Genomic DNA, 23016 nt, shown 5'->3' with positions numbered 1-23016 from the left:
TAGTTTGAAAATTACTACAAATTTACTTTAGAAATTAACATTCAGACCAAAATTTAATCCCCATTGGAACTGGTTGAAAGACTGGCTATTTAGCGGATTGATATAATAATTGACAGCCGGTTCAACAAAAACATTGGTCTTTTTGTACACACGATATTGTACTGTACTGCTCAAAGTAGAGCCATATACATAATCATTGGCATTCATATTCTCTCCAATAGAATGTCCGTCTAGGGCTACATTATTAGAAATTAATTTACCAACGAAACCACCAGTGTTTAAGTTAATGCTCGCTTTATTTTTATTGAAAACAGAATAAGAAACCTCAAGAGGCATTTCTACATATCTTAGATTTTGATCCAATTTACCAGTTTGCACGTTTTCATTTTTCAAAGCTTCTTTTGTGCTATTTGAAATAAAAAGATAACCTTGGCTTGACGGGTCTGCTGAAACGACGGGACTGTTATTACTATCGGCATTTAGAGCACCAGGATTAAAAAAAGCATTGCTTTTGGCGCTTAAATACGATACATTGGCAACACTCTGTCCTAATTCGCTAATTTTTAGACCAGAACCAACAGCCCATTTTTTGTTAATGCTGTATTTTGTTTTTACACCATAAGAATTAGACTGTTTAGAGTCATTTACGTTACCCAAAGTTTTCTCGTTCTTAGTATTTTCAGAACTTGCAACACCAGCAAAAACAGCAACTGCCCATCTTTCTTTTTTGTTGATTAGATTGTCTTTTTCCTCCTTTTCTTCTTTTTCCTTTTCTGGAGCTAAAATTCCTTTTTCTAAATTCTGAAGCTCAGCCAGCTGCATAGAGTCTGTTTTACTCAAGCCGTTAGCAATTTTTACATCGTCTTTTATGATAACCGCTTTGTCAGTTCGCTTATTCTCATTTTTACCCGAAACGGCATTAGTTGAATTATACGCACTGCTATTTGCAAAAGAGTTATTATTTGCAGAATAGCGCTGATTATTGAAGGCAATATTTTTATCGTTTTTCGGAGCAATCTGTTCTTCAAAAATAGAATTTGAAAGCTGCTTTTTTGCAGTCGAATTAAACTTGCTTTGTTTTCCAAATGCAATTCTTTCTTCAGAAATCCCTTTGATGGAAGAATTAGAAGACTTTGCCTTGCTTTCTAAAATAGATTTTTTAGTAGATTTTGCGATTGATTTTTCTTGTGATGAACCTAAATTTTGATAAGCAACAGATTGGTTGGGAACATTTGCAGGAACAATTGTACTAGATTTTTTAGAAGATTTTACAATTGATTTTTCTTCTGAGCCAGAGTTTTGATAAGCAACAGATTGGTTCGGAGCATTTGCTGGAACTACTGTGTTAGATTTAGAATCTTTTTTACCGGTTTTGTTCTTAGAGTTTGTTTCTGCTATAGAAGTTTCTTGAGACTGAATTTGTGGGTCAGTATTAAATTGATTTTTTACAGCATTTCCGTTTAATGAATCTATCGCTTTGCCAGTACTTTTATTTCGATTTAAATCTTTGTTATTATGAATGTCGTTTGTTTTTTTGTCAATAACAACGCTGTTTGTGTTGTTTTCTAAATTGCCGTTGTTGAGGTTTGTATTTTCAGATGAATTAGTAAAATGTAAAATTGAAGGCAGAAGCAACCCTAATAATAAGCATGCAGCAGCCGACCACCAAAGAACAACTCTCTTCTTCTTTTTAGGTTTGTCTAATTTTTCTTCAATCTGACTCCATAATTCTGGAGGCGGAATACTCGAAAGGTCTTCCATTGATGAAAAAATATCTTCTATTTTTTGCTTCTTCATGCTATCTTAAAATTTTTTATGCTCAAAATTCGCTTTTGTAATATATGTTTGGCGCGATTTAAATTTGATTTTGATGTCCCTTCGGAGATTTTTAGTAGTTCGGCAATTTCTCTGTGCTTCATTTTTTCGAATACATACAAGTTAAAAACCGTTCTATATTGATCTGGTAAATCCCGAATGTACTCCAACAGTTTTTCCTGTTCTATCGGAATAGCTTCCAGTTCTTCTTCTTCAATAAAATCTGTATCGGGATCAAAAACATCTAAAAAGAAACTTTCTTTTTTCTTTTTGTTTAAAGTTTCAATGAGTTTGTTTATAAAGATTCGTTTTAACCATCCCTCAAAGCTTCCTTCAAATTTATATTGGCTTATTTTCTGAAAGGCAATTACAAATGCTTCCTGAAAAACGTCTTTCGCGTCATCTTCGTTCTTCATATATTTCAAACAAATACCATATAAAACAGGAGAGAACAACTGATAAATTTTCAGCTGTCCCTCTCTGTCATTTTTCATGCACAGTTTGATATATTTTTCTAACTCGTCTTTCAAGAAATGGTTTAAATTTGATTTGGCAAAAATAGTTTTAAATAGCTTACAAAACTATCTTTTAAAAATAGTTCGAGTACCGTCTTGACTGTTGCTTACAATGGTTAGATTTTGATTGTCAAGGTTTTCTATTACGTAAGTTTTCCCTTCAAACGTAATCAGATCATGTTCTGACTGATCAAAATATCCCTTTCCTTTTTCTATCTGATAAGCGCTGTTTCTAATTTCTACATTGTTTTTATAAGTAATAACCCTTCCGTCTGGAGTGAAAATAATTTTCTTAGTAAATCCAATTGTTTTTGGTGTAGCTACATAAGGATTGTTTGAACCTCCGATAGATTTTTCCCAAGTCCAAGTATTTACTATTGATCCTGCTGCTTCTTTAGAATCATTTATAGAAATCATTGATGTAAAAAGAAAACAGATAATAAAAGATAAAAAGAGTTTCTTCATGACCGAATTATTATTTTAAACTTGTAATTTTTTCTTGAATCGCTTTTTTGAAAAGTTTTATTTCAGTGCTTTGATCTGCAGTATCGTTATTATCGATGTAAACTTTTGTAGTACTTGCTCCTTGACGAAGTTCAAAATAAATTCCGCCTTGATCTGCAGCATCTGGAGAACCATACGTTTTAGTTTGTCCTTTTAAAGCCAAGATTTCAGCAGGAACACTTTTTAATAATAAAGTATATTCACCTCTTTTAATTGTCGGAGTATATCTATATTGTCCAAAATCATATTGATTAGCTCCAACATTTAAGAATTTTAAAGTATTATAGTCGTTAATCTGATAGAATTTTTGGCAGTCAGAACTTAAACATTGGTTATTGAAACTTCCAATAATCATATTGTCAGGACTTTCTGCTGTTTTGTTGAAAATCATTCCTTTTGATGTTTTCGGGATCAAAACAAAATCATAAGGATAAGTAGGCGTTTGGGTTACGTTTTCACCTTGAGCAGGAGCTTTTTCGTAGTAATTAACAACGATCTCGCAATTGTTTTCTACAATCGAAGTAATTTTGATGGCATATCCATTTGTAGGTTTAGCGCCTGCAAAAATTCCAACTAGATATTCTTTTGTAAAATCAATATTCGGATCACTTGCAACAGGACAGTTGTTATCATGTTTTGTAAAAAACTCATCCATTTTTTCTTGAGATACAATAACAACAGCAGCAGGATTATTAGGCATTGATTTTACACTATAATTACATGCAAAAGGAAAACCGGTAAAATTTACAACTGTATTAGCTCCACAATCTACATATTTATTTCCGTCATTGAGAGAACAAGCACTGAATCCAAAGGCTACAAACAAGCCAAGCATTAATTTTTTCATAATCATTTTAATAGGTTTATATCTTAGTAGATAGAGCTTTTAAAAAAAGGTTGCGTTGAGGTTAAACTTTTTTCAAAAAAAAATAAAATGTTGGTTTAGTTGGATTTGAAAATCAATTCGTGAAATTTCTATTTTAAAAATCAAGTACTACGTATTATTGCGTACTTTTACTTAAAATTAACTTAGTTATGTTTGATTATATACCGTTTTTATTAGGTTTTGTTGTGGCACTTTTTGCAGGGATCTACGTAGGCAGAATGCTTTCTGCTTCGAAGTTTCAGTCAGAAAAAACAATTGCTGAGGAGAGATTAAATGCGCTAAATAGTCAATTGCAAATGCTAAAAGAACAGTTTGAAAGTGAAAAAAATAATTTTCAGAAACAGTTGCAGCTGAGTATTTCTGAGAAAGAAAATATTAGGACAGAAAAAGATAGTCTGGCAATTCAGCTTTCAAAAAAAGAAGTCGATTTTGAAAATTTATGGGAACGTCACAAAGAACAAAAAAGCGAAATCAACGAGCTTCAAGAAAAATTCACTAAAGAATTTGAAAATCTTGCCAACAAAATTCTAGAAGAAAAATCGGCAAAGTTTACCGAACAAAATACCGTAAACATGAAAAATATCTTGACGCCTTTGCAGGATAAAATTCAGGTTTTTGAGCAGAAAGTAGAACAGACGCATAAAGAAAGCATCGATTATCATGCGGCGCTTCGTCAGCAGATAATTGGCTTGAGCGAAATGAATGCGCAAATGAGCAAAGAAACCTTAAATCTTACAAAAGCATTAAAAGGCGACAGCAAAATGCAAGGGAATTGGGGCGAATTGGTGCTAGAACGTGTTTTAGAAAAATCGGGATTAGAAAAAGGAAGAGAATACGAAGTGCAACAGAGTTTTACAAATAGTGAAGGAAATCGTGTTTTACCAGATGTAGTAATTAATCTTCCTGACGGTAAAAAAATGATTGTTGATTCTAAAGTTTCTCTTTCGGCCTATGAAAAATGGGTTAACGAAGAATCGGAACTTTTAAAAATAGAATTTCTTAAAGAACATGTCAGTTCTATAAAAAGACATGTCGAGCAGTTGGGCAGCAAAAACTATCATGATTTATATCAAATGGAAAGCCCAGATTTTGTTTTACTTTTTATTCCGATGGAGCCCGCTTTTGCCGTTGCTTTAAACGAAGATCCTACATTATATACTAAAGCTTTTGATCGAAATATTGTTATTGTAACGCCAAGCACGCTTTTGGCCACTTTACGTACTATTGATAGTATGTGGACCAATCAGAAACAGCAGGAAAACGCCTTAGAAATTGCAAGACAGGCAGGAGCTTTATATGACAAATTTGAAGGTTTTGTAACCGATTTAGTCCGAATTGGAAATAAAATAAAAGATACCAAAACTGAATATGAAAGTGCAATGAATAAATTGGTTGATGGAAAAGGAAATCTGATTTCCAGTGTAGAAAGATTGAAAAAAATGGGAGCCAAAGCCAAGAAATCACTTCCAGATAACATTATTGCACGAGCTATAAATTTAGATGAAAATGAATTATTGAACTAAGAAAAAAATATTTAAACACATGGCTATGTTTGTTAATAAAAGTGAAACGTCTTTAACGATATAGAAAAACTATGTTTCTATGTGTTGAAAAAAAATACAACTAATCAAAATACCAAAAACAAAAACATGAGTACAGATTTTAAGCCCGTTTCTTCATCAAAAGTTAGTATATCAGAATTAATGCTGCCATCACATACCAACTTTAGCGGAAAAATTCACGGAGGATATATTTTACTATTATTAGATCAAATTGCTTTTGCATCAGCATCAAAATTCAGCGGAAATTATTGCGTAACAGCTTCTGTAGATACCGTAAACTTTCTTAAGCCAATTGAAGTTGGAGAATTGGTGACTATGAAAGCTTCTGTAAATTATGTTGGAAGAAGTTCAATGGTTGTTGGCATTCGCGTAGAAGCAGAAAATATTCAGACAGGAGTTATCAAACATTGCAATTCGTCTTATTTTACAATGGTTGCCAAAGATAAAGAAGGGAAAAGCGTGCAGGTGCCAGGATTAATTTTGTCAAACTTAGAAGAGGTGCGCCGTTTTAGAAAAGCAATAAAACATATTGAAGTTAGAAAAGAAGTAGAAGAACACGAAAAATTGGCCAATATAAACTCTATTGAAGATTTAGCAAGCCTAGAAAAGTATAATGTCCTTTTAGAAATTAGCTAAATTTTCTTATATTTATTTAACGCACATTAAATATTAGAAATTATGGTCAAGTTTGGATATACAATTTTATACGTCGAAAATGTCGAAGAATCTATTGCGTTTTATGAAAATGCTTTTGGTTTTTCGAGAAAGTTTGTCACGCCAGAAGGGGATTATGGCGAATTGATTACGGGAGAAACAACGCTTTCGTTTGCTTCCAAGAAATTAGCCTCAAAAAGTTTACCCGATGGTTTTATAGAAAGTAGTTTAGAAAATAAGCCTTTTGCCATCGAAATTGGTTTTATTACAGATAATGTTCCTGAAGTTTTACAAAAAGCAACTTCTTATGGAGCCGTTATCGTTTCAGAACCGGTAGAAAAACCATGGGGACAAATTGTAGCGTACGCAAGAGATTTGAATGGTTTTTTGATTGAGATTTGCACAGAGGTAAAAGCATAGAAATTCGCTGTCAAAAATTACGTAAAGTCCCTACGGGACAAAATGTGGATGAACCAATATTTTTTTTCTACCGATATGTAATTCCTAGCGGAATACTTGAAAAATTGATATTAAAAAAATATTTCGAAGAAATTACATTTCGGTAGAAAAAAATACACACGCCAATATTTTGTCTACCGATATATAATTCCTAGCGGAATATTTTGAAAATGATATTGTGAAAAAATATCTCGTAGAGATTACATATCGGCAGAAAAAAATTACACACGCAATATTTTTTCTGCCGATATATAATTCCTAGCGGAATATTTTAAAAATGATATTGTGAAGAAATATCTCGTAGAGATTACGTATCGGCAGAAAAAAATTACACACGCAATATTTTTTCTGCCGATATATAATTACTAACAGAATATTTTGAAAATGATATTGTGAAGAAATATCTCGTAGAGATTAAATATCGGTAGAGAAAAAATATTAGACACACCTATATTTTGTCCCGTAGGGACTTTTTTTACGATCTCTTTAATGAAGGAAAAATTCACAAATTTTTAGCATTAATCTCAGAACTTTTAATGCAGAAATTTCGTAACTTTAAGTATAATTATTGGGTTACGGAATTTTTTCACTGGGTATTGCCGTTCGATTTTTCGGATTAACTAAAATCTCTTTTTTTATTTTCTCTTAGTCAGAATAAATTGAATGACATAATTGTTTAAATGCAGACGATTATGAAAACAACTACTTTATTATTTTTATTTTTTACCGCCTTTTCTGTCATCGCCCAAGACAAATTTTTTACGAATACTGGAACAATAAACTTTGAAGCTTCTGTTCCTATGTTTGAAGAAGTTAGAGCGGTAAATAGACAAGTTGCGATACTTTTAGAACCTAAAACAAGTACTTTTATCTGTACTGTTATTGTCAAAAATTTTCGCTTTAAATTGGATTTGATGCAAGAGCATTTTAATGAAAATTACATGCAAAGCAATCGCTATCCTAAAGCTGTATTTAAAGGGAAAATTGAAAAATTCGATTTAAAAGATATTAATGAGATTGAAAAACAATATCAGATAAAAGGGAAACTTAATTTACGCGGAAAATCAAAAGAGATTATCGTAAACGCTTTGATTAAAAGAGTGCCAGAAGGCATTCAGGTTATTTCAGATTTTCCAATTTTGGTATCTGATTTTAATATTCATATTCCAAGTTCTATAGCGTCAAAAATTGCTACAACAGCCAATACAGAACTGACGGGTATTATTCGCAGTGACGAGACAATGCTAACTTTGAAATAAGAGTTACTTGATACAATTGATAAGCGTCTTTTCTAAATCGGTAAATTGAAACTCGAAACCTGCTTTCTGGATTTTCTCCGACGAAACACGCTGTCCGGTTAAAACTGCTACGCTCATTTGCCCAAGCATAATCTTTAATACAAAAGGCGGAACTTTGGGCAACCATATAGTATAATCGTACAGTTTAGCCAAAGTTTTAGAAAATCTGGCATTTGTTGTATTATCTGTTACACAAGCATTGTAGGCACCTTCTAGTTTAGTGTCTTCAATGCTTTTTAAATAAATCTGACACAGATCTTCAATATGAATCCAAGGAAGGTATTGCTTGCCAGAACCCAAAATGGCGCCAAAACCAGATTTAAATGATGGAGTCATTTTTTTTAAAAAGCCTTCGTTTTTGCCTAAAACGATACCAGTTCTAATTTTAACTGTTCGAATATTTAAAGAACTGATTTTATCTGCGGCGCTTTCCCATTTTTGACAAGTTGTGCCTAAAAAATCATCGGCTGGAGGCGTATTTTCAGTACATATTTTATGGCTTGTAATAGCGCCATAAATTCCGATGCCAGAAGCAGAAACAAAAGCTTCCAGTTTTTTATTATTCATTTCTAAAACGGAATAAATCATTTCGACTGGTCTAACACGACTCTCAATAATGGCTCTTTTACGTCTTTTGGTCCATCTTTTTTCGACGATTCCTTCGCCAGCTAGATGAATGATGTAATCTGCATTTAGAATTGCATTTTTGTCAATATAGTTTTTCTTGATATCCCATTTGTAATAGGTAACTCTTGGGGTATTTTCTCTATCAGAACGGCTTAAAACAGACACAGAAAAACCTGCTTCGATTAGGACATCTGTCAAATGTTTTCCAATGAAACCACTTCCACCTGTCAATAGAACATTTTGAGCCATAATAGTTTATAATATATTTAACAGTCTTACTTGTTTAAGGATTAGTAAAGGTACTTAAACAATGTTTACCTTTATGGCAAATTCTAAAATTTAATAAGATGGCGACTAAAAAAAAGGTAATTACCAAAGATGATATCGTTTCAAAATATATGGAAGAGGTTTTAGAAAAAGGCCAAAAACCAAAATCGGTTTATCATTTTGCCAAAGAAAATGATTTTACAGAAGCTGAATTTTATGCTTTCTTTGGAACATTAGAAGGTTTAGAAAAAGAAATATTCCGACTGTTTTTTGAAAATACGGTTAATCTTCTTCATAAAAACGAAGAATACCAAGGATATGATATGAAAAATAAAATGCTGAGTTTTTATTTTACTTTCTTCGAAATCCTGACTGCCAACAGAAGCTATGTTTTGCAATCGCTAAAGATGGACAAAAATCCGCTTAAAAATTTAGTTCAGCTAACTGCTCTTCGAAATAGTTTTAAAGAATATGTTTCTGAAATCCTGACAGATGATTACAGATTAGAACAGGAAAAGTTTCAGAAATTTCAAGAAAAAGCCATTCAGGAATCTTCTTGGGTGCAATTAATGATGACAATCAAATTCTGGATGGAAGATGAATCTCCTGCTTTCGAAAAGACAGATATTTTTATTGAAAAATCTGTTAATGCATCATTTGAATTGATGAATGTTGCGCCAATGAATCATTTGATAGATTTCGGAAAATTTTTGTTCAAAGAAAAAGTATACAGCAGACAATGAAAACGATCGATTATATTCCGACCTCAAAAATAGAACGAGCAGGAAAATTGGTTCAGACTGGTGCTAAAATTGGCGTAAACTACGTAAAACATTATGCCGAAAAAATGGTTAATCCAGATTTGAGCCGTGACAAACTTAACGAGAACAACGCCGAAGATATTTATGACGGACTAAAAAGCTTAAAAGGAAGCGCCTTGAAAGTGGCTCAAATGTTGAGTATGGATAAGAACTTTCTGCCTCAAGCTTATGTTGAGAAATTTTCATTGTCGCAGTTTTCTGTTCCGCCTCTTTCTGCTCCTTTGGTTTTAAAGACGTTCAAAAGCAATTTTGGAAAAACGCCTTATGAGATTTTTGACGAGTTCAACCCAAATTCTGTAAATGCGGCGAGTATTGGTCAGGTGCATTTGGCAAAGAAAGGCGATAAAAAACTGGCAGTTAAAATTCAATATCCAGGTGTTGCCAATAGTATTTCTTCCGATTTAGCTTTGGTAAAACCTATTGCAATTAGAATGTTTAATCTACAAGGAAAAGATTCTGATAAATACTTCAAAGAAGTTGAAGATAAACTGATTGAAGAAACCAACTATTTGCTGGAATTAAAGCAAAGCCAAGAGGTTGTCGAGGCTTGTAGTAAAATCGAAAATATTACTTTTCCGAATTATTATCCAGAGTTTTCATCTGAGAAAATAATTACAATGGATTGGATGACAGGAATTCATCTTTCTGAATTTACAGCTATAAACAAAGATCAAGAAGCTGGTGACAAACTAGGTCAGGCGCTTTGGGATTTTTATATGTATCAAATTCATGTTTTAAGAAAAGTCCACGCAGATCCGCATCCAGGAAATTTTTTGGTTGATGATCAAAATCAATTAATTGCTTTAGATTTTGGCTGTATGAAACAAATTCCAGACGATTTCTATACACCATATTTTGAGCTGATCAATAAAAATGTCATAACAGATGAGAAGCTTTTCAATCAGAAATTATTCGAATTAGAAATTCTTCGTCCAGATGATACGCCAGCAGAAATTGAATATTTCACCGAAATGTTTCATGACTTATTGTCTCTTTTTACTAAACCGTTTCAAAACGATACGTTCGATTTTGCAGATGAAGAATTCTTCAATGCGATTGCTCAATTAGGTAAAAGATTCTCAGAAGATACAAACTTGAAAAAAATGAACGGAAATCGCGGCTCTAAGCACTTTATTTATATGAATCGTACTTTCTTTGGTCTATATAATTTAATGTTTGATTTGAAAGCGAAAATCGTTGTGGAGAATTATTTGAAATACTAAGTTTCAAAATTTTCAATATTTAAATTCCAAATTCCAATTGAATCAGACATTGGAATTTGGAATTTTTTAAAATTGGGTATTTTATTTAATAATTCCCTTTTTATAAGTAGCAATCGCACGATCTCTCGCAAAAGCATGATCAACCATCGGTTCGTTATAGCCTAAATCAAATTCAGGAATCCATTTTCGGATGTATTCTCCTTTTGGGTCAAACTTTTTTTGCTGGATTTCAGGATTAAAAACTCTGAAATAAGGCGCGGCATCACAACCTGTTCCTGCTGCCCATTGCCAGTTTCCTACATTTGAAGCCAATTCAAAATCTAAAAGTTTTTCGGCAAAATACGCTTCGCCCCATTGCCAGTTAATCAGCAAATGTTTGCATAAAAAACTCGCCACAACCATGCGAACGCGATTATGCATGTATCCAGTTTCATTTAACTGACGCATTCCAGCATCGACCATCGGATATCCGGTTGTTCCAGAACACCATCGTTTGAAATCTTCTTCATTATTTCGCCATTGGATTCCGTCATAATTAGATTTGAAATTATGATTGATGCAATTTGGAAAACTAAATAAAATCTGAATAAAGAATTCTCTCCAAACTAATTCGCTCAAAAATGTCTGATTTTTTCTATTTGCCCAGTTTACTAATTTTCTAATGCTAACTGTTCCAAAACGTAAATGTGGCGAAAGATAAGAAGTGCTGTCTAAGGCTGGAAAATCTCTGGTTTCTTTATAATTGGCAATTTGTGTTAAGTTGTGTGGAAGAACTTTTATAGAGCTTCTTTCAAAACCAATTTCGGTTAAGTCAGGAAATTTGAAATTAATTTTTGCAAAATTAGAGAGATGTGAAGTAGAATCATATTCTGGAGCTGATCCTAAAAAATGATATTTCTCTAGCCATTTGTTTTTATAAGGCGTGTAAACCGTGTATGGAAGTCCGTCAGCTTTTGTGATTTCTTTTTCTTCGAAGATGACGTGATCTTTAAAAGAGAAAGTTTCAATGTTGTTTTCTTGTAATAAAGATGAAATTACAGTATCACGTTTGATAGCAAACGGTTCGTAATCTTTATTGAAGAAAATACTTTGAATGTCAAATTCTTCAATAAGCGATTTCCAAACGTCAGTAGTTTTTCCTTTTTTAATTAAAATGGAAGAATCAAGTTTGTTTAATTCTGAATTTATTTTTTCTAATGAATCATAGATAAAAGTTACTCTGGCATCGTTTTTAGGAAGATGTTCTATAATGTCATCGTCAAAAATGAATAATGGAACAACAGGAAAATCTGATTGCAAAGCATGAAATAATCCCGTGTTGTCTTCTAAACGTAAATCGCGTCTAAACCAGAATAAAGTAACTTTTTGTTTTGTCATTGTTTTGTTTTTTTGCCACAGATTAATGGGATTTAAATGATTTTTTATTCTCTGTACTGTTTTTCTCAACACATAGAAACATAGATTTATTTTACTTTTTAAGAAGTTTGGAAAGAAACTAGTTTCTAACACATAGCTATGTGTGTTTATGCAAGTGAAACGCCTTTTTTCTCAATCTAAATTCTATGATTCTATGTGTTTGAATTTTTAAGCGTTTTTAGAATTAAATAACTCTTCGATTTTGTTATATCTGTAATCGAAAATGTTTTTCAGTTTGTTTTTTACGACTAAACGGTTTATGATCCTTCCTAGAATTCCAAATGGGAGAGCGTAATGAACAATGTCGGTCATTTTTGTTCCTCCATCTGATGTTGGTTCAAAGAAATGTTTGTGATGCCATAATTTATAAGGACCGAATTGCTGAATGTCTACAAAATACTCATTTTCTTGGCAAGCCGTAATTTCAGTTATCCAAGACATTTTGATTCCAAAAAGTGGTTTTAAGGTGTAGGTAATAATCTGTCCGTGATACATACGTTTGCCGTCATAATCCTGAATTTGGAAATTCATGGTATCTAGTGTAATAGTTTGCAGGTTTATCGGACTTGAGAAAAAATCCCAGCAATCTTCAACACTAGCATTTATATGCTGTACGGTTACTATTTTGTATAATTTCATAATCAAATTGTTCTTGAAAAACGCCCAAATAATGCTATATTTTATAATATTTGAATGGAACAAACAACATTCCGAAACATTCTCCTTTTTCTTTTTCTAGGTGTTTGTGGTGTATTTTATGAGCTTTTCGGAGTCCGATGAGGTATTTGTTTTTGGTGTTTTTAAACCATTTAAATCGCTGATGAATTAAAACATCATGGATTAGAAAATAACAAGCGCCATAAAGTGTAATGCCGCATGCGATAAAAAAAAGATAATTGAATCCGCCTTCGACACCAAAATAGAATAAAATTATACTCGGAGTGGCAAAAATGACAAAGAAAATATCGTTGCGCTCAAAGGTGTTTTCATATTTCGGCTGATGATGATCGGCGTGAAAATACCACATAAAACCATGCATGACGTATTTGTGCGTAAGCCAAGTCACACATTCCATGAACAGAAAAACGCCTAAAAAGATTAAAAAAGAAATCATTTTGTAATGTTGATGTTTTAAAATTATCGTTTTATTGTTTTTGAGTTTTGCTTTAGATTATAAAAGATTGACTCAAATAGATTTTATTTTTTTAACACATAGAAACATAGATTTTTGTTATTTGTAAAAGATTGCAGAAAGAAACTAGTTTCTCACACATAGCTATGCTTCTTTATACAAGTGAAACGCCTTTTATAGACTTAGTATTCTATGAATCTATGTGTTTAAAAATTAAACCAACTTCAATTTATAAGTCACAAAAGACTGCGCCAAAAGTCCCGCTTTGGTATAGTTGGAAACTCGAATTCTTGCATTTCCAATTTCATAATAAGGCGTATTTTTTAGCTTTTTGAGCAATTTTTTGTAATATACATAGGCAGTATAAACTCCGAATTTAGCTTCTATAGGCAGCTTTACAATTCCTTGATAAGCAATTCTAAAATCTTCTTCAATTTCTTTGATAATCTGGTTTTTTGAATCTTCGTTAAAGTTATTCAAGTTTATGCCAGGAAAATATGAACGGTTTAAGATGGTATTGTCGTCTTTTAAATCTCTCAGGAAATTTACTTTCTGAAAAGCCGATCCTAAACGCATGGCTTCGTATTTCAGCTGTTCGTATTTGTGCTCTTTTCCAGTCACAAAAACTTTTAGGCACATTAAACCCACAACGTCTGCAGAACCATAAATGTAATCGATGTATTCGGTTTGTGTTTGGTAATTTGATTTTATAAGATCCATTTTCATGCTTTTTAGAAAAGCCTGAACCAAATCGTCGGTAATATTATATTCTTTTACAGTTTGCTGAAAAGAATTCAAAATCGGGTTTAAGCTGATGCCCAATTCCATTGCTTTGTAATATTCTTTTTCAAAATCTTCAATTAGATATTCTTTTTCGTAGCCATGAAATGAATCTACAATTTCATCGGCAAAACGTACAAATCCGTAAATGCTGTAAATCGCATCACGAATACTTGGCGAAAGCATTTTTACAGCCAGAGAAAATGAAGTGCTGTAATTTTTGGTAACCAATTTGCTGCATTTGAAAGAAACGGCGTCGAATAGTGATTTCATTTTTTAAGATCTAAAAGATTTTTGAATTAATTCAGCTGCTAGTTTTCCTGAAATTAAAGCAGGCGGAACACCTGGGCCAGGAACAGTTAATTGTCCTGTAAAATATAGATTCTTGACCTTTTTGCTTTTTAATTTTGGTCTCAAAAAAGCCGTTTGCAATAAAGTATTGGCCATTCCGTAAGCATTTCCTTTGTAGGCATTATAATCGGTTACAAAGTCGTTTTTACAGAATGATCTCTTAAAGATAATGTTATTTTTAATTTTTTGCTGGGTAAGTTCTTCAAAGCGGGATATGATTTTTTCAAAATATTCTTCTCTCAGTTCTTCATTATCTTCAATTCCAGGGGCAAGCGGAATCAAGAAAAACCCAGATTCCATTCCTTCTGGCGCAGCAGTTTTATCTGTTTTAGATGGAAAGTTGGCGTAGAACAATGGAGCTTCTGGCCACTTTGGCTGATCGTAAATAGCTGCTGCATGCTGATTGAAATCAACATCAAAAAACAAGGCATGATGCGAAATATTCTCTATTTTTTTATCAAAACCAATAAAAAATAGGAGAGATGAAGGTGCAAAAATTCTATTCTCCCAATATTTTTCAGAATACATTCTATATTCGTTTTCAAGTAAAGTTTCAGAATGATGATAATCTGCTCCGCTTAGAACTATATCAGCTTTTAGAGCCTCACCGTTAATCACGATTCCAGTTGCGATTTTATTCTCAACAATAATTTTTTCTATTGGCGAATTGGTTTTAATAGTTACGCCAAGTTCCAAAGCCAGTTTTTCGATTCCTTGAATGACATCAAACATTCCTGTTTTTGGATGCCAAGTTCCTAAACCGAAATCGGCATAATTCATAAAATTGTAAAATGAAGGAGTTTTGTCCGGTTTTGCTCCGAGAAATAAAACGGGAAATTCTAGAATCTGAATTAATCTTTCATTTTTAAAATTTTTGCGAATATCACTGCTGACATTCTTAAAAAACTGATCCAGTTTTAAAGCAGTTTCTTTAGTGATTAATTCGAGAGGAGAGATTCCTGGACGATACACTAAATTTTTAATGGCAATGTCATAGTTGCTTTTAGCTTGGTCAATAAAATTCTGCAGTTTTATACCGCTTCCTTTTTCTATGGTTTCAAAAGTGTATTTTATTTCTTCCAAATTATCATAAATACTGATAAAATCATCGATTCCGAAATAAACCCTGTAGGCTGGATTTAATTTTATCAGTTCGTAATAATCAGAAGGCTTTTTATTGAAATCCTGAAAAAAGCGTTCGAAGACATCAGGCATCCAATACCAGCTTGGTCCCATGTCAAAAGTGAAACCGTCTGCTTTAAACTGTCTCGCACGTCCGCCAATTGTATTGTTTTTTTCGTAAACAGTTACCTCGTTTCCTTGTTGGGCAAGGTAACATGCGGCTGCTAAAGAAGAGAAGCCTGAACCTATTATTTGAATCGTCTTTCTCATTTGTTTAACAAATATAAGAAAAACTTAAACAAAACTAAATTAAAGCATGTTAATAGTTTCTTCCATAGAATCAAAAATGCGAATTCTGTCTGTAATGATTTTTTGGTCGATATGTTCTACCATTTTACCCATAAGCCAGATTTCGTTATTTTCCTGCAGCAATTTCTGTCCCATAGATTTTACATACTGATTAATTACACTTCTGTCAGGTTGGACAGTCATGAAAGAAATAAACGTAATGTTCTCAAAATGTTTGGTTAAATCTTGTAGGTTTTCAATTGGCATGCTTTCTCCAAGATAAATGGTTTTGTAGCCTTTATCAAGAATTTCGTATTGCAGATACAATAATCCGATCTGGTGAATTTCGTTTAACGGAAGTGATAAAACAAAAATTCGATCAGTTTTTATGGGTTTTCTTATTTGAAGACTTTCTGTGTAAATTAAGATTTTCTGCTTGATCAAATGGCTCATGAAATGTTCATTTGCAGGAGTGATGGTTTCAGATTGCCATAATAATCCAAGCTCTTTTAAAAGAGGTAAAAAATGTTCTTTAAAAACTTCTTTAAACGTTTTTTCGGTAATTAGCCAATCGAATGTATTAAAGAATAACTCTTGATCAAAGTTCATCATTGCCATTTTAAAAGATGTAATGGCGTAGTTTTGAGAGTTTTTCTTCGAGATTATTTCGCGTACCAGTTGTGGTATCTTTTCTTCAGGGTATGTTGCAATTTTGGAAATCTTATAACCGTATTCATGCAGTAACGTTATATTTAAAAGTTTCTGCAGATTGTGAAGATTGTAAAATCTAATATTAGTATCAGTTCGCATAGGTTCAAGGATGTTGTATCTCTTTTCCCAGATGCGTATGGTATGCGCTTTTATTCCAGATAAGTTCTCAAGATCTTTAATGCTGAAAACAGTTTTAATATTGTTTATCATTTTTCGCGATTAAGTCAACAAATGTAAAATAAAATCTTAGATTCGGCCTTAAAACTACATTAAAAAGATAGAGGATTAGAGGTTTAGGTATTCAAAATATATTTTTTACCTATAATCAGGTATATAATTTTTAAGAAATATATTACTTTGATAAAAAAAACGGACTGCATATTTTTGATATGCAGTCCGTTTTTAATTTTTAGGCTGTTGTTATTTACAAAAAGTAGCTTTGTTTTTTATAGCGCTCTGACTTCCAAGCTCAATTGCTTTGCTGAAATCTTTGCAAGAGTTTTTCTTATCGCCAATTTTGTTGTAAGCCAAACCTCTTAGATTGTAGGCAATGTAATCTTTCGGATTTAAACCTAAAGAAGCTGTACAATCATCGATAGTCCCTTGATAGTTTTGTAATTTGTAATTCACATTGGCTCTGCCTGTAAAAGCGTCGGCATTCATGCTGTCCAACTCGATTGTTTTGCTAAAGTCGGCTTGAGCGCCTTTTAAATCATTTAGTTTGAATTTTGCGACACCGCGATTCTGATAAGCTTCGACAAATTTAGAATTCATGCTGATGGCTTTGGTGTAATCGGCGATTGCGCCTTTTGTGTTGCCAGCTTCAGCTTTTTTCATGGCTTTGTCAAAATAGCCAGTTGCAGATTGTGCCCAGATAGAGCATGTAATCATCATAAATGATGCTAATAGTAGGTTTTTCATAAAACTAATTTGGGATTAGTGATTTTATTATTTGTCAACGAATTTAAGAAAGTTTTTATTTTGTAAGAGGATTTCTTTTTTAAATATTGGTTAGAAAATTTAAGTATTTATTAAAAAAGGAATAATTGGGAAAAGTAAATTATTAATACATTCGTAATTAAAGAAATATAAAATGAGCGATTGGAATACACTGCATTTTTTTGATGATAAAACCTTTTACACAAAAGTTGTTCCTGATTTATTAGGGAAAGGGGAGCTGTTAAAAAAGCATTTTGAATCAAAATTAGGAAACAATATTTTGTGGGACAACAGGAATTCTAAAGAAAGAATTGATGCGATTTTAAAATTTTGTCATTTTTTTGACAAAGATTTTAAAGTGCATCAGGATTTGTATGCTCTTATATCTAGGGAGAAAAAACCAGGCGAACAATATTTAGAAGCTTTACATGCAATTCGTAAAGATGAAAAAGAGTTTAAAGAACAAAATAGTCAGGTGATTGATGACTTAACTGAGATTTTACCGTTGCTGATTTTTTCTGAATGTGCTAGTTTTAATCCGCATTTGATTTTAGGGCGAAATATTTTTAGAAGTCGTGTTAATGCGAGACCAAAGTCGGCAGCAGCAGAAATTATTACAAGAATTACAGATCAGGAATACGGAAGCGTTTTTCCGTATAATTCGGGAATAGTAAATTGGGTTACTAATGACGATTTGCAGCTTTTGTGGATGGATAAAGAAAGTTTATTTTCGACGGATGCTGATTCTGAAGACTATTTTCAGGAATTTTTGAAATTTATAGAAATTGCAATTGAAAATAATCTTGGCGTTATTTCAGGGAGTAATATGAAGGAGTCAATATTGAATAGTATTAAGAAGCCTATTCTTGCAATTGATTTAGATTTGGAAGCATTGGCACTTTCGTGCATTATTAACTATAAGTAGAATTGCTCTAAAAACAAAAAAGGCCAAGTAAAATAATTACTTGACCTTTTGTGACCCGACTGGGGCTCGAACCCAGGACCCCATCATTAAAAGTGATGTGCTCTACCGACTGAGCTATCGAGTCTTCATTTCTTCAATGAGGGTGCAAATATAAGTACTTTATTTAGCTTAACAAGCCTTTTTTTAATGAATTTTTGAATAAAATTTAATTATTGTTTTAAGTGCTTGTTTTGTAGTGAAATATGTTTTTATATTTTGTAAAGACTTCAATAATGAAAAAGAAATGTTTTAGAAAGACTTGGGGTTATTTAATTTGCGGGATATTTTTTAAACTCACTGATTAAGGAGACGGAAATTATTTTACCTCAAAAATAGTTTTATATTAGCTATATAAATTGTGTCCTTTTTCTTTTCGAAATAGAGAAGAATTGAAGGTTATGTAAGTAATGTGAATTTTATAATATTAGTCATCGAATGAATAGAATCTTAATGCCTCTAATTTTTGCAGTAAGTTTGGTTAGTTGTCAAAACTCAAAAAAAGAAATATATGTTGCGCTTGAAAAATTTGATAATTCTTTAGATTCATTAATTGTTGGGAAAGTTTATGATGAACCCAAAATGTTGATTTTTCAAGGGGATACTTTGTATGGTAATCCGAAAGGTATTAATGAAACTTGTTATCAAATTGTTGGATCTGATTCTATAAAAGTAGATGCCAATTGTCATATTTATAAGTTTAAAAATAATCAATTAGTAATAAATTCAAGCGAAAACTTTCTTGGGGAAAAATTTGTGCAAAAGTTTATTTATTTTAAAGATAAGGTTGATAATAGATTGGTTGATGATTTAAGGAAAGTTAAATCGGATACAGTTTACTTTGGTTGTCTTAAGAAATATGATGAAATGGGGAATGTTGTAAAAAAAGTAACTAACAGTACTTGGAAAGAGATTCAAAAAGGTGGAACAGTAGTCATTAATGAAAATCGTATTCTTGAAGTTTCCAATTATAATAGCAATAATAAAGTGACTGTATGGCGAAAAGAATACTTCAATAAACAATATAATGTAGATAGCTTAAAGAATGCAGATGTAGAAAGAATTGCTTCAAGTAAGTCTAATGGTTTGGATGAAACTAATTATTCATATAAAAGGGATAAGCATGGCAATTGGATAGTTAAAAAAAGTGATAGAAAAGAAAATCCAGACGTGTATTATAGGGAAATAATCTATTAAAGCGTTTATGGTTATTTAAATTTTTTAATCAGGCTTTAATAGTAATTAATGCAATAAGAATGAAGTAAAATAAAAAAGCCTATTTCAGAACGAAATAGGCTTTTTTAGTGACCATGGAGGGATTTGAACCCTCACGCCCTTGCGAGCACCACCCCCTCAAGATGGCGAGTCTACCGTTTCTCCACATGGCCTAAAAAGAAAAAAGGTCGAGTAAAATAAATTACCCGACCTTTGTGACCCGACTGGGGCTCGAACCCAGGACCCCATCATTAAAAGTGATGTGCTCTACCGACTGAGCTATCGAGTCATTGCTTTCAAGAAATTTAATTTGTTAATCACAAAATTTGTGACCCGACTGGGGCTCGAACCCAGGACCCCATCATTAAAAGTGATGTGCTCTACCGACTGAGCTATCGAGTCATTTAATTTCTTGAATGCGGGTGCAAATATAAGGAGTTTTTTTTGAAGTTTCCAAGCTATTTTATCATAAATTTGTCTTTTTTTTGGAAAAATCTCCAATTGCTTAGTTTATAAGGTTTTATTAATATGAAAAAAATTGTACTGTTAGGTTACATGGGTTGCGGAAAGTCAACAATTGCCCAAAATTTGTCAAAAATTACAAATATTCCGTTCTTAGATTTGGATAAATGTATCGAAGAAAGAGCAAATTTATCCATAAATGAGATTTTTGAGAAGCACGGAGAAGTGTATTTTAGAAAATTAGAACACGAAATGTTTGTCGAATTGCTGCAATCTCCCGATAATAATATTATCGGATTAGGTGGAGGAACTCCATGTTATGCCAATAATCATGAATTATTAAAAGGAGATGATGTTGTTTCTATATATTTAAAAGCATCTATTGATACTTTATATAATAGATTGGTGCATAATAAAAGCAAACGTCCTTTGATTGCTAATATGAATGAAGAGGAAATGAAAGAATTTATCGCGAAACATTTATTCGACAGAAGTTATTATTACAATCAAGCAAAACATAAAGTTTCGGTAGATGATAAATCTGTCGAAGAAACGGTTCAGGATATTTTAGAAATATTAGCTTAAAGAAGCGTAATCGCCGTTTTCTGAATTGAAAACTACTTGAACATGCTCTAATAAAGAAGTTGAAAGTGAAATTCCTTTGAAATCTGCCTTTACAGGATATTTTTTATGGTTTCGGTCAACAAGTACTGCTGTTTTGAATTTTTTAAGCGGAACGTCTAAGAAATGACGAACAGCATATATTAATGTAGTGCCCGAGTTTAACACATCGTCAACCAGAACCAATCCTTTATTTTTATATTGTTCCGTACTTAATGAAGTTTGTATCGCTTCTTGCGGATTTTGTTTATTGATTTTGACTTCGCAGATAGAAACCTTTAAGGTTGAAATGCTGCTGAGTGCCGAAGCGACTTTTTCGGCAAAAACAAATCCGTTAGAGGCAATTCCGGCAATAACAACTTCATCTTCGTCTACAAAAGTCTCGTAAATTTGATAAGCGATACGTTTTATTTTATGTTCGATTTCCTGATGTGTTAGGATAATATTGCTACTCATAATATAATTTTTTGCTAAGATAATTAATTTAAAATCCAATATAGAAAAACCAAATTCCAATTTTTAAGGGAAGCTTGTTTTGTTTTTCTGTTTGGAATTTGATTGTTTTTTGAAATTTGGAATTTAATGAAATTTAGATTTATTCGGTTTCAGTTTCCTCTTCTTCGTCATCGTAAATTTCGTCTCCGTAATCATCAATGTCTCTTCGGTCTTTTTTAGTTGGACGCCCGGTGCCACTTCTTCTGTAATGTTCTTTGGAAAGTTTTAATAACTCTAAATGTGCATAAGCTTCTGGCGGAGTTTCATTTTTTCGATAAATATCTACCAATTTTGCTCCAACACGACTTTGCGGAATATCTAAAACCGTTATAATTTGTGTAATTTGATCTTTTCTAAAGGTAATTCGGTCTGTAGGAAAAACTTCTTTTGAAGGTTTTGCAATCTGTCCATTTACAGTGATCTGATTCTTTTTGCAAGCTTCAGTAACCATGTTTCTGGTCTTGTAATAACGAACACACCACAAGTATTTATCTATTCTCATAATTTTTCTAAAATCCAAGTTAAATTCTTTACAAAAATAAATCAATATTGTATCTTGCGCACCTAAAAAAATGATAATAATGAATAAATTTAAATATTATTTTGTTTTATTACTAGCTGGTCTAGCTATCGCTTCTTGTAGTAAAAAGGATGACGATGAGGTGGTAGTGGTTCCTTTAAGGGATTATTCAGAGCAGTATAAAGCAGATAATGATTCAATTGAAAAATATTTAAAGACTAATTATATTACGGTAACAGAGAATTATGATGTTACAATAGCAAAGATTCCAGCAGGAGGAACACAGACTTCTATTTGGGAACAGCAAGAGTATCCTTTGAGGATTAGATCTGTTTCTAGTCGTGGTGTTGATTATAAAGTTTATTATCTAAGTTTTAGAGAAGGTGTTGGCGAGAGACCATGTAATTTTGATGAGATTACTGTTTCATACACAGGAACATTTTTAGATAATAAGCAGTTTGATAGTTCTTATGGGGTTGAGCGTGATTTTAACTTAGATATTTATGTTACAAGACCTATTATAGATGGTTGGCCTGAGATTATGCCACAATTTAGAGTAGGAACTCGTAATCCAGCTGGTACTGATGGAAGTTTTACATATGATGGCTATGGTGCTGGAGTAATGTTTTTGCCTTCAGGATTGGCATATTATGGAAATCCTCCAGCAGGTATTCCTCAATATGCTCCTTTAGTGTTTAGCTTTAAATTATTAGCTTTAAAACGATCTGATCTTGAGTACAACGCTTCTACACAAACAAAAGTAGGTGATGGTGTGTCAAGTTATTTGGAAGATCTTAATGGTGATGGTTATCTTTATGATCCGAGAGATACTGCAAGATATCCTACTTTGTCAGATGATAAAATAGAAGATACTGATAAAGATGGAATTCCTGACTTTTTAGATTTTGACGACGACGGAGATGGTTATACAACTAGATTTGAACTTGCAAAGCCTACTGATCAGATAGGTTGGGGGACATTAGATGGGACATCTTTTTATTTTGGAATAAGAAATTATTATCCTTGGGATCCAATGACTGATGATACTAATACGCCAAATGTTGATGAAACAGAGCCAAGAGGAATTCCTAGAAGGCCAACTGGAGAGCTTACTGATCCTGCTAAACCTGAGTCAATTGACAATCCTCGTAAATTTGTTCCGGAAGATTATACGGCATCAGGACGATTAAGAATTCATCTTGATAAAACGTATCCTTATCAAAAGAAATAATTTTTTAATATTATAAAATGAAGCCTCGAAATGTAAATTTTGAGGCTTTTTTTTTTATGAGAAAACCCAGATTTTTGATCTGTCAGTTTTTAAGAAAAGGCAGGCCAATAAAAAACCTCGAAATATGAATTTCGAGGTTTT

Annotated in this window: 24 protein-coding genes and 4 tRNA genes; 10 read left to right on the top strand and 18 right to left on the bottom strand. The window is 32.4% G+C overall.

Annotation, left to right across the window (positions count from 1 at the left end):
* Window positions 1–27: 27 nt before the first annotated feature.
* Genes PQ463_RS13565 through PQ463_RS13550 form a run of 4 tightly spaced genes read right to left on the bottom strand, consistent with a single transcriptional unit; the run spans window position 28 to window position 3681 of the window.
* Window positions 28–1797, bottom strand: a complete 1770-nt coding sequence (locus tag PQ463_RS13565; RefSeq protein ID WP_274254164.1) for a hypothetical protein — start codon at window positions 1795–1797, stop codon at window positions 28–30.
* Window positions 1794–2345 carry an RNA polymerase sigma factor gene (locus PQ463_RS13560; RefSeq protein ID WP_111363793.1) on the bottom strand — a complete coding sequence of 184 codons (552 nt, stop codon included), beginning with the start codon at window positions 2343–2345 and terminating at the stop codon, window positions 1794–1796. The genes PQ463_RS13565 and PQ463_RS13560 overlap by 4 nt, the downstream gene beginning before the upstream one ends.
* 51 nt (window positions 2346–2396) lie before the next feature.
* Complete coding sequence (locus PQ463_RS13555; RefSeq protein ID WP_274254163.1) at window positions 2397–2795, bottom strand: hypothetical protein; 399 nt, start codon at window positions 2793–2795, stop codon at window positions 2397–2399.
* 10 nt (window positions 2796–2805) lie between these two features.
* Window positions 2806–3681 carry a protease complex subunit PrcB family protein gene (locus tag PQ463_RS13550; protein ID WP_274254162.1) on the bottom strand — a complete coding sequence of 292 codons (876 nt, stop codon included), beginning with the start codon at window positions 3679–3681 and terminating at the stop codon, window positions 2806–2808.
* A 188-nt stretch (window positions 3682–3869) separates the two neighbouring features.
* Between PQ463_RS13550 and PQ463_RS13545 the strand changes: the two genes are divergently transcribed.
* From PQ463_RS13545 to PQ463_RS13530, 4 genes are all read left to right on the top strand, one after another.
* Complete coding sequence (locus tag PQ463_RS13545; RefSeq protein ID WP_274254161.1) at window positions 3870–5243, top strand: DNA recombination protein RmuC; 1374 nt, start codon at window positions 3870–3872, stop codon at window positions 5241–5243.
* A 126-nt stretch (window positions 5244–5369) separates the two neighbouring features.
* Window positions 5370–5918 (top strand): acyl-CoA thioesterase, encoded by a 549-nt coding sequence (locus PQ463_RS13540; RefSeq protein WP_111380323.1) that lies wholly within the window; start codon window positions 5370–5372, stop codon window positions 5916–5918.
* 42 nt (window positions 5919–5960) lie between these two features.
* Entirely contained in the window at window positions 5961–6356 is a 396-nt protein-coding gene (locus PQ463_RS13535) for a VOC family protein (protein WP_274254160.1), read from the top strand.
* 731 nt (window positions 6357–7087) lie between these two features.
* A complete protein-coding gene (locus PQ463_RS13530) occupies window positions 7088–7654 on the top strand; it encodes a YceI family protein (protein WP_274254159.1) in 567 nt (188 codons plus the stop codon).
* 3 nt (window positions 7655–7657) lie between these two features.
* Here the strand turns inward: PQ463_RS13530 and PQ463_RS13525 are convergent, their stop codons facing one another.
* A complete protein-coding gene (locus tag PQ463_RS13525) occupies window positions 7658–8569 on the bottom strand; it encodes a TIGR01777 family oxidoreductase (RefSeq protein ID WP_274254158.1) in 912 nt (303 codons plus the stop codon).
* 98 nt (window positions 8570–8667) lie between these two features.
* Here PQ463_RS13525 and PQ463_RS13520 point away from each other — a divergent pair, with 98 nt between their 5' ends.
* Together PQ463_RS13520 and PQ463_RS13515 are read left to right on the top strand one after the other, a co-directional pair.
* Entirely contained in the window at window positions 8668–9330 is a 663-nt protein-coding gene (locus PQ463_RS13520) for a TetR family transcriptional regulator C-terminal domain-containing protein (protein ID WP_274254157.1), read from the top strand.
* Window positions 9327–10631 (top strand): ABC1 kinase family protein, encoded by a 1305-nt coding sequence (locus PQ463_RS13515; protein WP_274254156.1) that lies wholly within the window; start codon window positions 9327–9329, stop codon window positions 10629–10631. Before PQ463_RS13520 ends, PQ463_RS13515 begins: the two co-directional genes overlap by 4 nt.
* 81 nt (window positions 10632–10712) lie before the next feature.
* Here the strand turns inward: PQ463_RS13515 and PQ463_RS13510 are convergent, their stop codons facing one another.
* The 7 genes from PQ463_RS13510 to PQ463_RS13480 all read right to left on the bottom strand — a co-directional run bounded on the left by PQ463_RS13510 (window position 10713) and on the right by PQ463_RS13480 (window position 17352).
* The gene (locus PQ463_RS13510; protein WP_274254155.1) at window positions 10713–12008 is read right to left on the bottom strand and encodes a cryptochrome/photolyase family protein; all 1296 of its coding nucleotides are present in this window, start codon (window positions 12006–12008) and stop codon (window positions 10713–10715) included.
* A gap of 207 nt (window positions 12009–12215) precedes the next feature.
* On the bottom strand, window positions 12216–12686 hold the full coding sequence (locus tag PQ463_RS13505) for an SRPBCC family protein (protein WP_274254154.1): 471 nt from the start codon (window positions 12684–12686) through the stop codon (window positions 12216–12218).
* 34 nt (window positions 12687–12720) lie between these two features.
* The gene (locus PQ463_RS13500) at window positions 12721–13161 is read right to left on the bottom strand and encodes a sterol desaturase family protein (RefSeq protein ID WP_274254153.1); all 441 of its coding nucleotides are present in this window, start codon (window positions 13159–13161) and stop codon (window positions 12721–12723) included.
* Window positions 13162–13392: 231 nt separating this feature from the next.
* Complete coding sequence (locus PQ463_RS13495) at window positions 13393–14232, bottom strand: phytoene/squalene synthase family protein (RefSeq protein WP_177212300.1); 840 nt, start codon at window positions 14230–14232, stop codon at window positions 13393–13395.
* A gap of 3 nt (window positions 14233–14235) precedes the next feature.
* On the bottom strand, window positions 14236–15702 hold the full coding sequence (gene crtID, locus PQ463_RS13490; protein ID WP_274254152.1) for a bifunctional phytoene desaturase/3,4-desaturase: 1467 nt from the start codon (window positions 15700–15702) through the stop codon (window positions 14236–14238).
* 39 nt (window positions 15703–15741) lie between these two features.
* Complete coding sequence (locus PQ463_RS13485) at window positions 15742–16641, bottom strand: MerR family transcriptional regulator (RefSeq protein WP_111380227.1); 900 nt, start codon at window positions 16639–16641, stop codon at window positions 15742–15744.
* Between the two features lie 210 nt (window positions 16642–16851).
* A complete protein-coding gene (locus PQ463_RS13480; RefSeq protein ID WP_274254151.1) occupies window positions 16852–17352 on the bottom strand; it encodes a tetratricopeptide repeat protein in 501 nt (166 codons plus the stop codon).
* A gap of 172 nt (window positions 17353–17524) precedes the next feature.
* On the opposite strand from PQ463_RS13480, the gene PQ463_RS13475 reads away from it, so the two are divergent.
* Window positions 17525–18295, top strand: coding sequence for a hypothetical protein (locus PQ463_RS13475; protein WP_274254150.1), 771 nt, complete (start codon window positions 17525–17527; stop codon window positions 18293–18295).
* Between the two features lie 51 nt (window positions 18296–18346).
* On the opposite strand, the gene PQ463_RS13470 is transcribed toward PQ463_RS13475, so the two are convergent.
* A tRNA-Lys gene (locus tag PQ463_RS13470) sits at window positions 18347–18419 on the bottom strand.
* Between the two features lie 350 nt (window positions 18420–18769).
* On the opposite strand from PQ463_RS13470, the gene PQ463_RS13465 reads away from it, so the two are divergent.
* The gene (locus PQ463_RS13465) at window positions 18770–19528 is read left to right on the top strand and encodes a hypothetical protein (RefSeq protein WP_274254149.1); all 759 of its coding nucleotides are present in this window, start codon (window positions 18770–18772) and stop codon (window positions 19526–19528) included.
* Window positions 19529–19636: 108 nt separating this feature from the next.
* On the opposite strand, the gene PQ463_RS13460 is transcribed toward PQ463_RS13465, so the two are convergent.
* The 3 genes from PQ463_RS13460 to PQ463_RS13450 form a co-directional block, all read right to left on the bottom strand.
* Window positions 19637–19719, bottom strand: a tRNA-Leu gene (locus PQ463_RS13460).
* Between the two features lie 43 nt (window positions 19720–19762).
* Window positions 19763–19835 (bottom strand) — tRNA-Lys (locus tag PQ463_RS13455).
* Between the two features lie 40 nt (window positions 19836–19875).
* Window positions 19876–19948, bottom strand: a tRNA-Lys gene (locus PQ463_RS13450).
* 126 nt (window positions 19949–20074) lie between these two features.
* Between PQ463_RS13450 and PQ463_RS13445 the strand changes: the two genes are divergently transcribed.
* Window positions 20075–20593: a shikimate kinase gene (locus PQ463_RS13445; RefSeq protein ID WP_274254148.1), complete on the top strand. Its 519-nt coding sequence runs from the start codon at window positions 20075–20077 to the stop codon at window positions 20591–20593.
* Here PQ463_RS13445 and PQ463_RS13440 read toward each other — a convergent pair.
* The gene (locus PQ463_RS13440) at window positions 20585–21085 is read right to left on the bottom strand and encodes a phosphoribosyltransferase domain-containing protein (protein WP_274254147.1); all 501 of its coding nucleotides are present in this window, start codon (window positions 21083–21085) and stop codon (window positions 20585–20587) included. The genes PQ463_RS13445 and PQ463_RS13440 overlap by 9 nt on opposite strands.
* A 139-nt stretch (window positions 21086–21224) precedes the next feature.
* Window positions 21225–21626, bottom strand: a complete 402-nt coding sequence (locus PQ463_RS13435; protein WP_111424620.1) for an RNA-binding S4 domain-containing protein — start codon at window positions 21624–21626, stop codon at window positions 21225–21227.
* A gap of 79 nt (window positions 21627–21705) precedes the next feature.
* Here PQ463_RS13435 and bamM point away from each other — a divergent pair, with 79 nt between their 5' ends.
* A complete protein-coding gene (gene bamM / locus PQ463_RS13430; RefSeq protein WP_274254146.1) occupies window positions 21706–22875 on the top strand; it encodes a BamM family beta-barrel-assembly machinery protein in 1170 nt (389 codons plus the stop codon).
* Window positions 22876–23016: the final 141 nt, after the last annotated feature.

Source organism: Flavobacterium sp. KACC 22763, assembly GCF_028736155.1.
Lineage (GTDB): Bacteria > Bacteroidota > Bacteroidia > Flavobacteriales > Flavobacteriaceae > Flavobacterium.
The sequence above is the reverse complement of the archived record's forward strand: the minus strand, read 5'-3'. Positions and strand labels throughout refer to the sequence as shown.

What these genes read in the sequence shown, in the direction of transcription:
- PQ463_RS13565 (WP_274254164.1), bottom strand. Translation starts at nt 1,797, where the DNA reads ATGAAGAAGCAAAAAATAGAAGATATTTTTTCATCAATGGAAGACCTT.
- PQ463_RS13555 (WP_274254163.1), bottom strand. Translation starts at nt 2,795, where the DNA reads ATGAAGAAACTCTTTTTATCTTTTATTATCTGTTTTCTTTTTACATCA.
- PQ463_RS13550 (WP_274254162.1), bottom strand. Translation starts at nt 3,681, where the DNA reads ATGAAAAAATTAATGCTTGGCTTGTTTGTAGCCTTTGGATTCAGTGCT.
- PQ463_RS13545 (WP_274254161.1), top strand. Translation starts at nt 3,870, where the DNA reads ATGTTTGATTATATACCGTTTTTATTAGGTTTTGTTGTGGCACTTTTT.
- PQ463_RS13540 (WP_111380323.1), top strand. Translation starts at nt 5,370, where the DNA reads ATGAGTACAGATTTTAAGCCCGTTTCTTCATCAAAAGTTAGTATATCA.
- PQ463_RS13535 (WP_274254160.1), top strand. Translation starts at nt 5,961, where the DNA reads ATGGTCAAGTTTGGATATACAATTTTATACGTCGAAAATGTCGAAGAA.
- PQ463_RS13530 (WP_274254159.1), top strand. Translation starts at nt 7,088, where the DNA reads ATGAAAACAACTACTTTATTATTTTTATTTTTTACCGCCTTTTCTGTC.
- PQ463_RS13525 (WP_274254158.1), bottom strand. Translation starts at nt 8,569, where the DNA reads ATGGCTCAAAATGTTCTATTGACAGGTGGAAGTGGTTTCATTGGAAAA.
- PQ463_RS13520 (WP_274254157.1), top strand. Translation starts at nt 8,668, where the DNA reads ATGGCGACTAAAAAAAAGGTAATTACCAAAGATGATATCGTTTCAAAA.
- PQ463_RS13515 (WP_274254156.1), top strand. Translation starts at nt 9,327, where the DNA reads ATGAAAACGATCGATTATATTCCGACCTCAAAAATAGAACGAGCAGGA.
- PQ463_RS13510 (WP_274254155.1), bottom strand. Translation starts at nt 12,008, where the DNA reads ATGACAAAACAAAAAGTTACTTTATTCTGGTTTAGACGCGATTTACGT.
- PQ463_RS13505 (WP_274254154.1), bottom strand. Translation starts at nt 12,686, where the DNA reads ATGAAATTATACAAAATAGTAACCGTACAGCATATAAATGCTAGTGTT.
- PQ463_RS13500 (WP_274254153.1), bottom strand. Translation starts at nt 13,161, where the DNA reads ATGATTTCTTTTTTAATCTTTTTAGGCGTTTTTCTGTTCATGGAATGT.
- PQ463_RS13495 (WP_177212300.1), bottom strand. Translation starts at nt 14,232, where the DNA reads ATGAAATCACTATTCGACGCCGTTTCTTTCAAATGCAGCAAATTGGTT.
- crtID (WP_274254152.1), bottom strand. Translation starts at nt 15,702, where the DNA reads ATGAGAAAGACGATTCAAATAATAGGTTCAGGCTTCTCTTCTTTAGCA.
- PQ463_RS13485 (WP_111380227.1), bottom strand. Translation starts at nt 16,641, where the DNA reads ATGATAAACAATATTAAAACTGTTTTCAGCATTAAAGATCTTGAGAAC.
- PQ463_RS13480 (WP_274254151.1), bottom strand. Translation starts at nt 17,352, where the DNA reads ATGAAAAACCTACTATTAGCATCATTTATGATGATTACATGCTCTATC.
- PQ463_RS13475 (WP_274254150.1), top strand. Translation starts at nt 17,525, where the DNA reads ATGAGCGATTGGAATACACTGCATTTTTTTGATGATAAAACCTTTTAC.
- PQ463_RS13465 (WP_274254149.1), top strand. Translation starts at nt 18,770, where the DNA reads ATGAATAGAATCTTAATGCCTCTAATTTTTGCAGTAAGTTTGGTTAGT.
- PQ463_RS13445 (WP_274254148.1), top strand. Translation starts at nt 20,075, where the DNA reads ATGAAAAAAATTGTACTGTTAGGTTACATGGGTTGCGGAAAGTCAACA.
- PQ463_RS13440 (WP_274254147.1), bottom strand. Translation starts at nt 21,085, where the DNA reads ATGAGTAGCAATATTATCCTAACACATCAGGAAATCGAACATAAAATA.
- PQ463_RS13435 (WP_111424620.1), bottom strand. Translation starts at nt 21,626, where the DNA reads ATGAGAATAGATAAATACTTGTGGTGTGTTCGTTATTACAAGACCAGA.
- bamM (WP_274254146.1), top strand. Translation starts at nt 21,706, where the DNA reads ATGAATAAATTTAAATATTATTTTGTTTTATTACTAGCTGGTCTAGCT.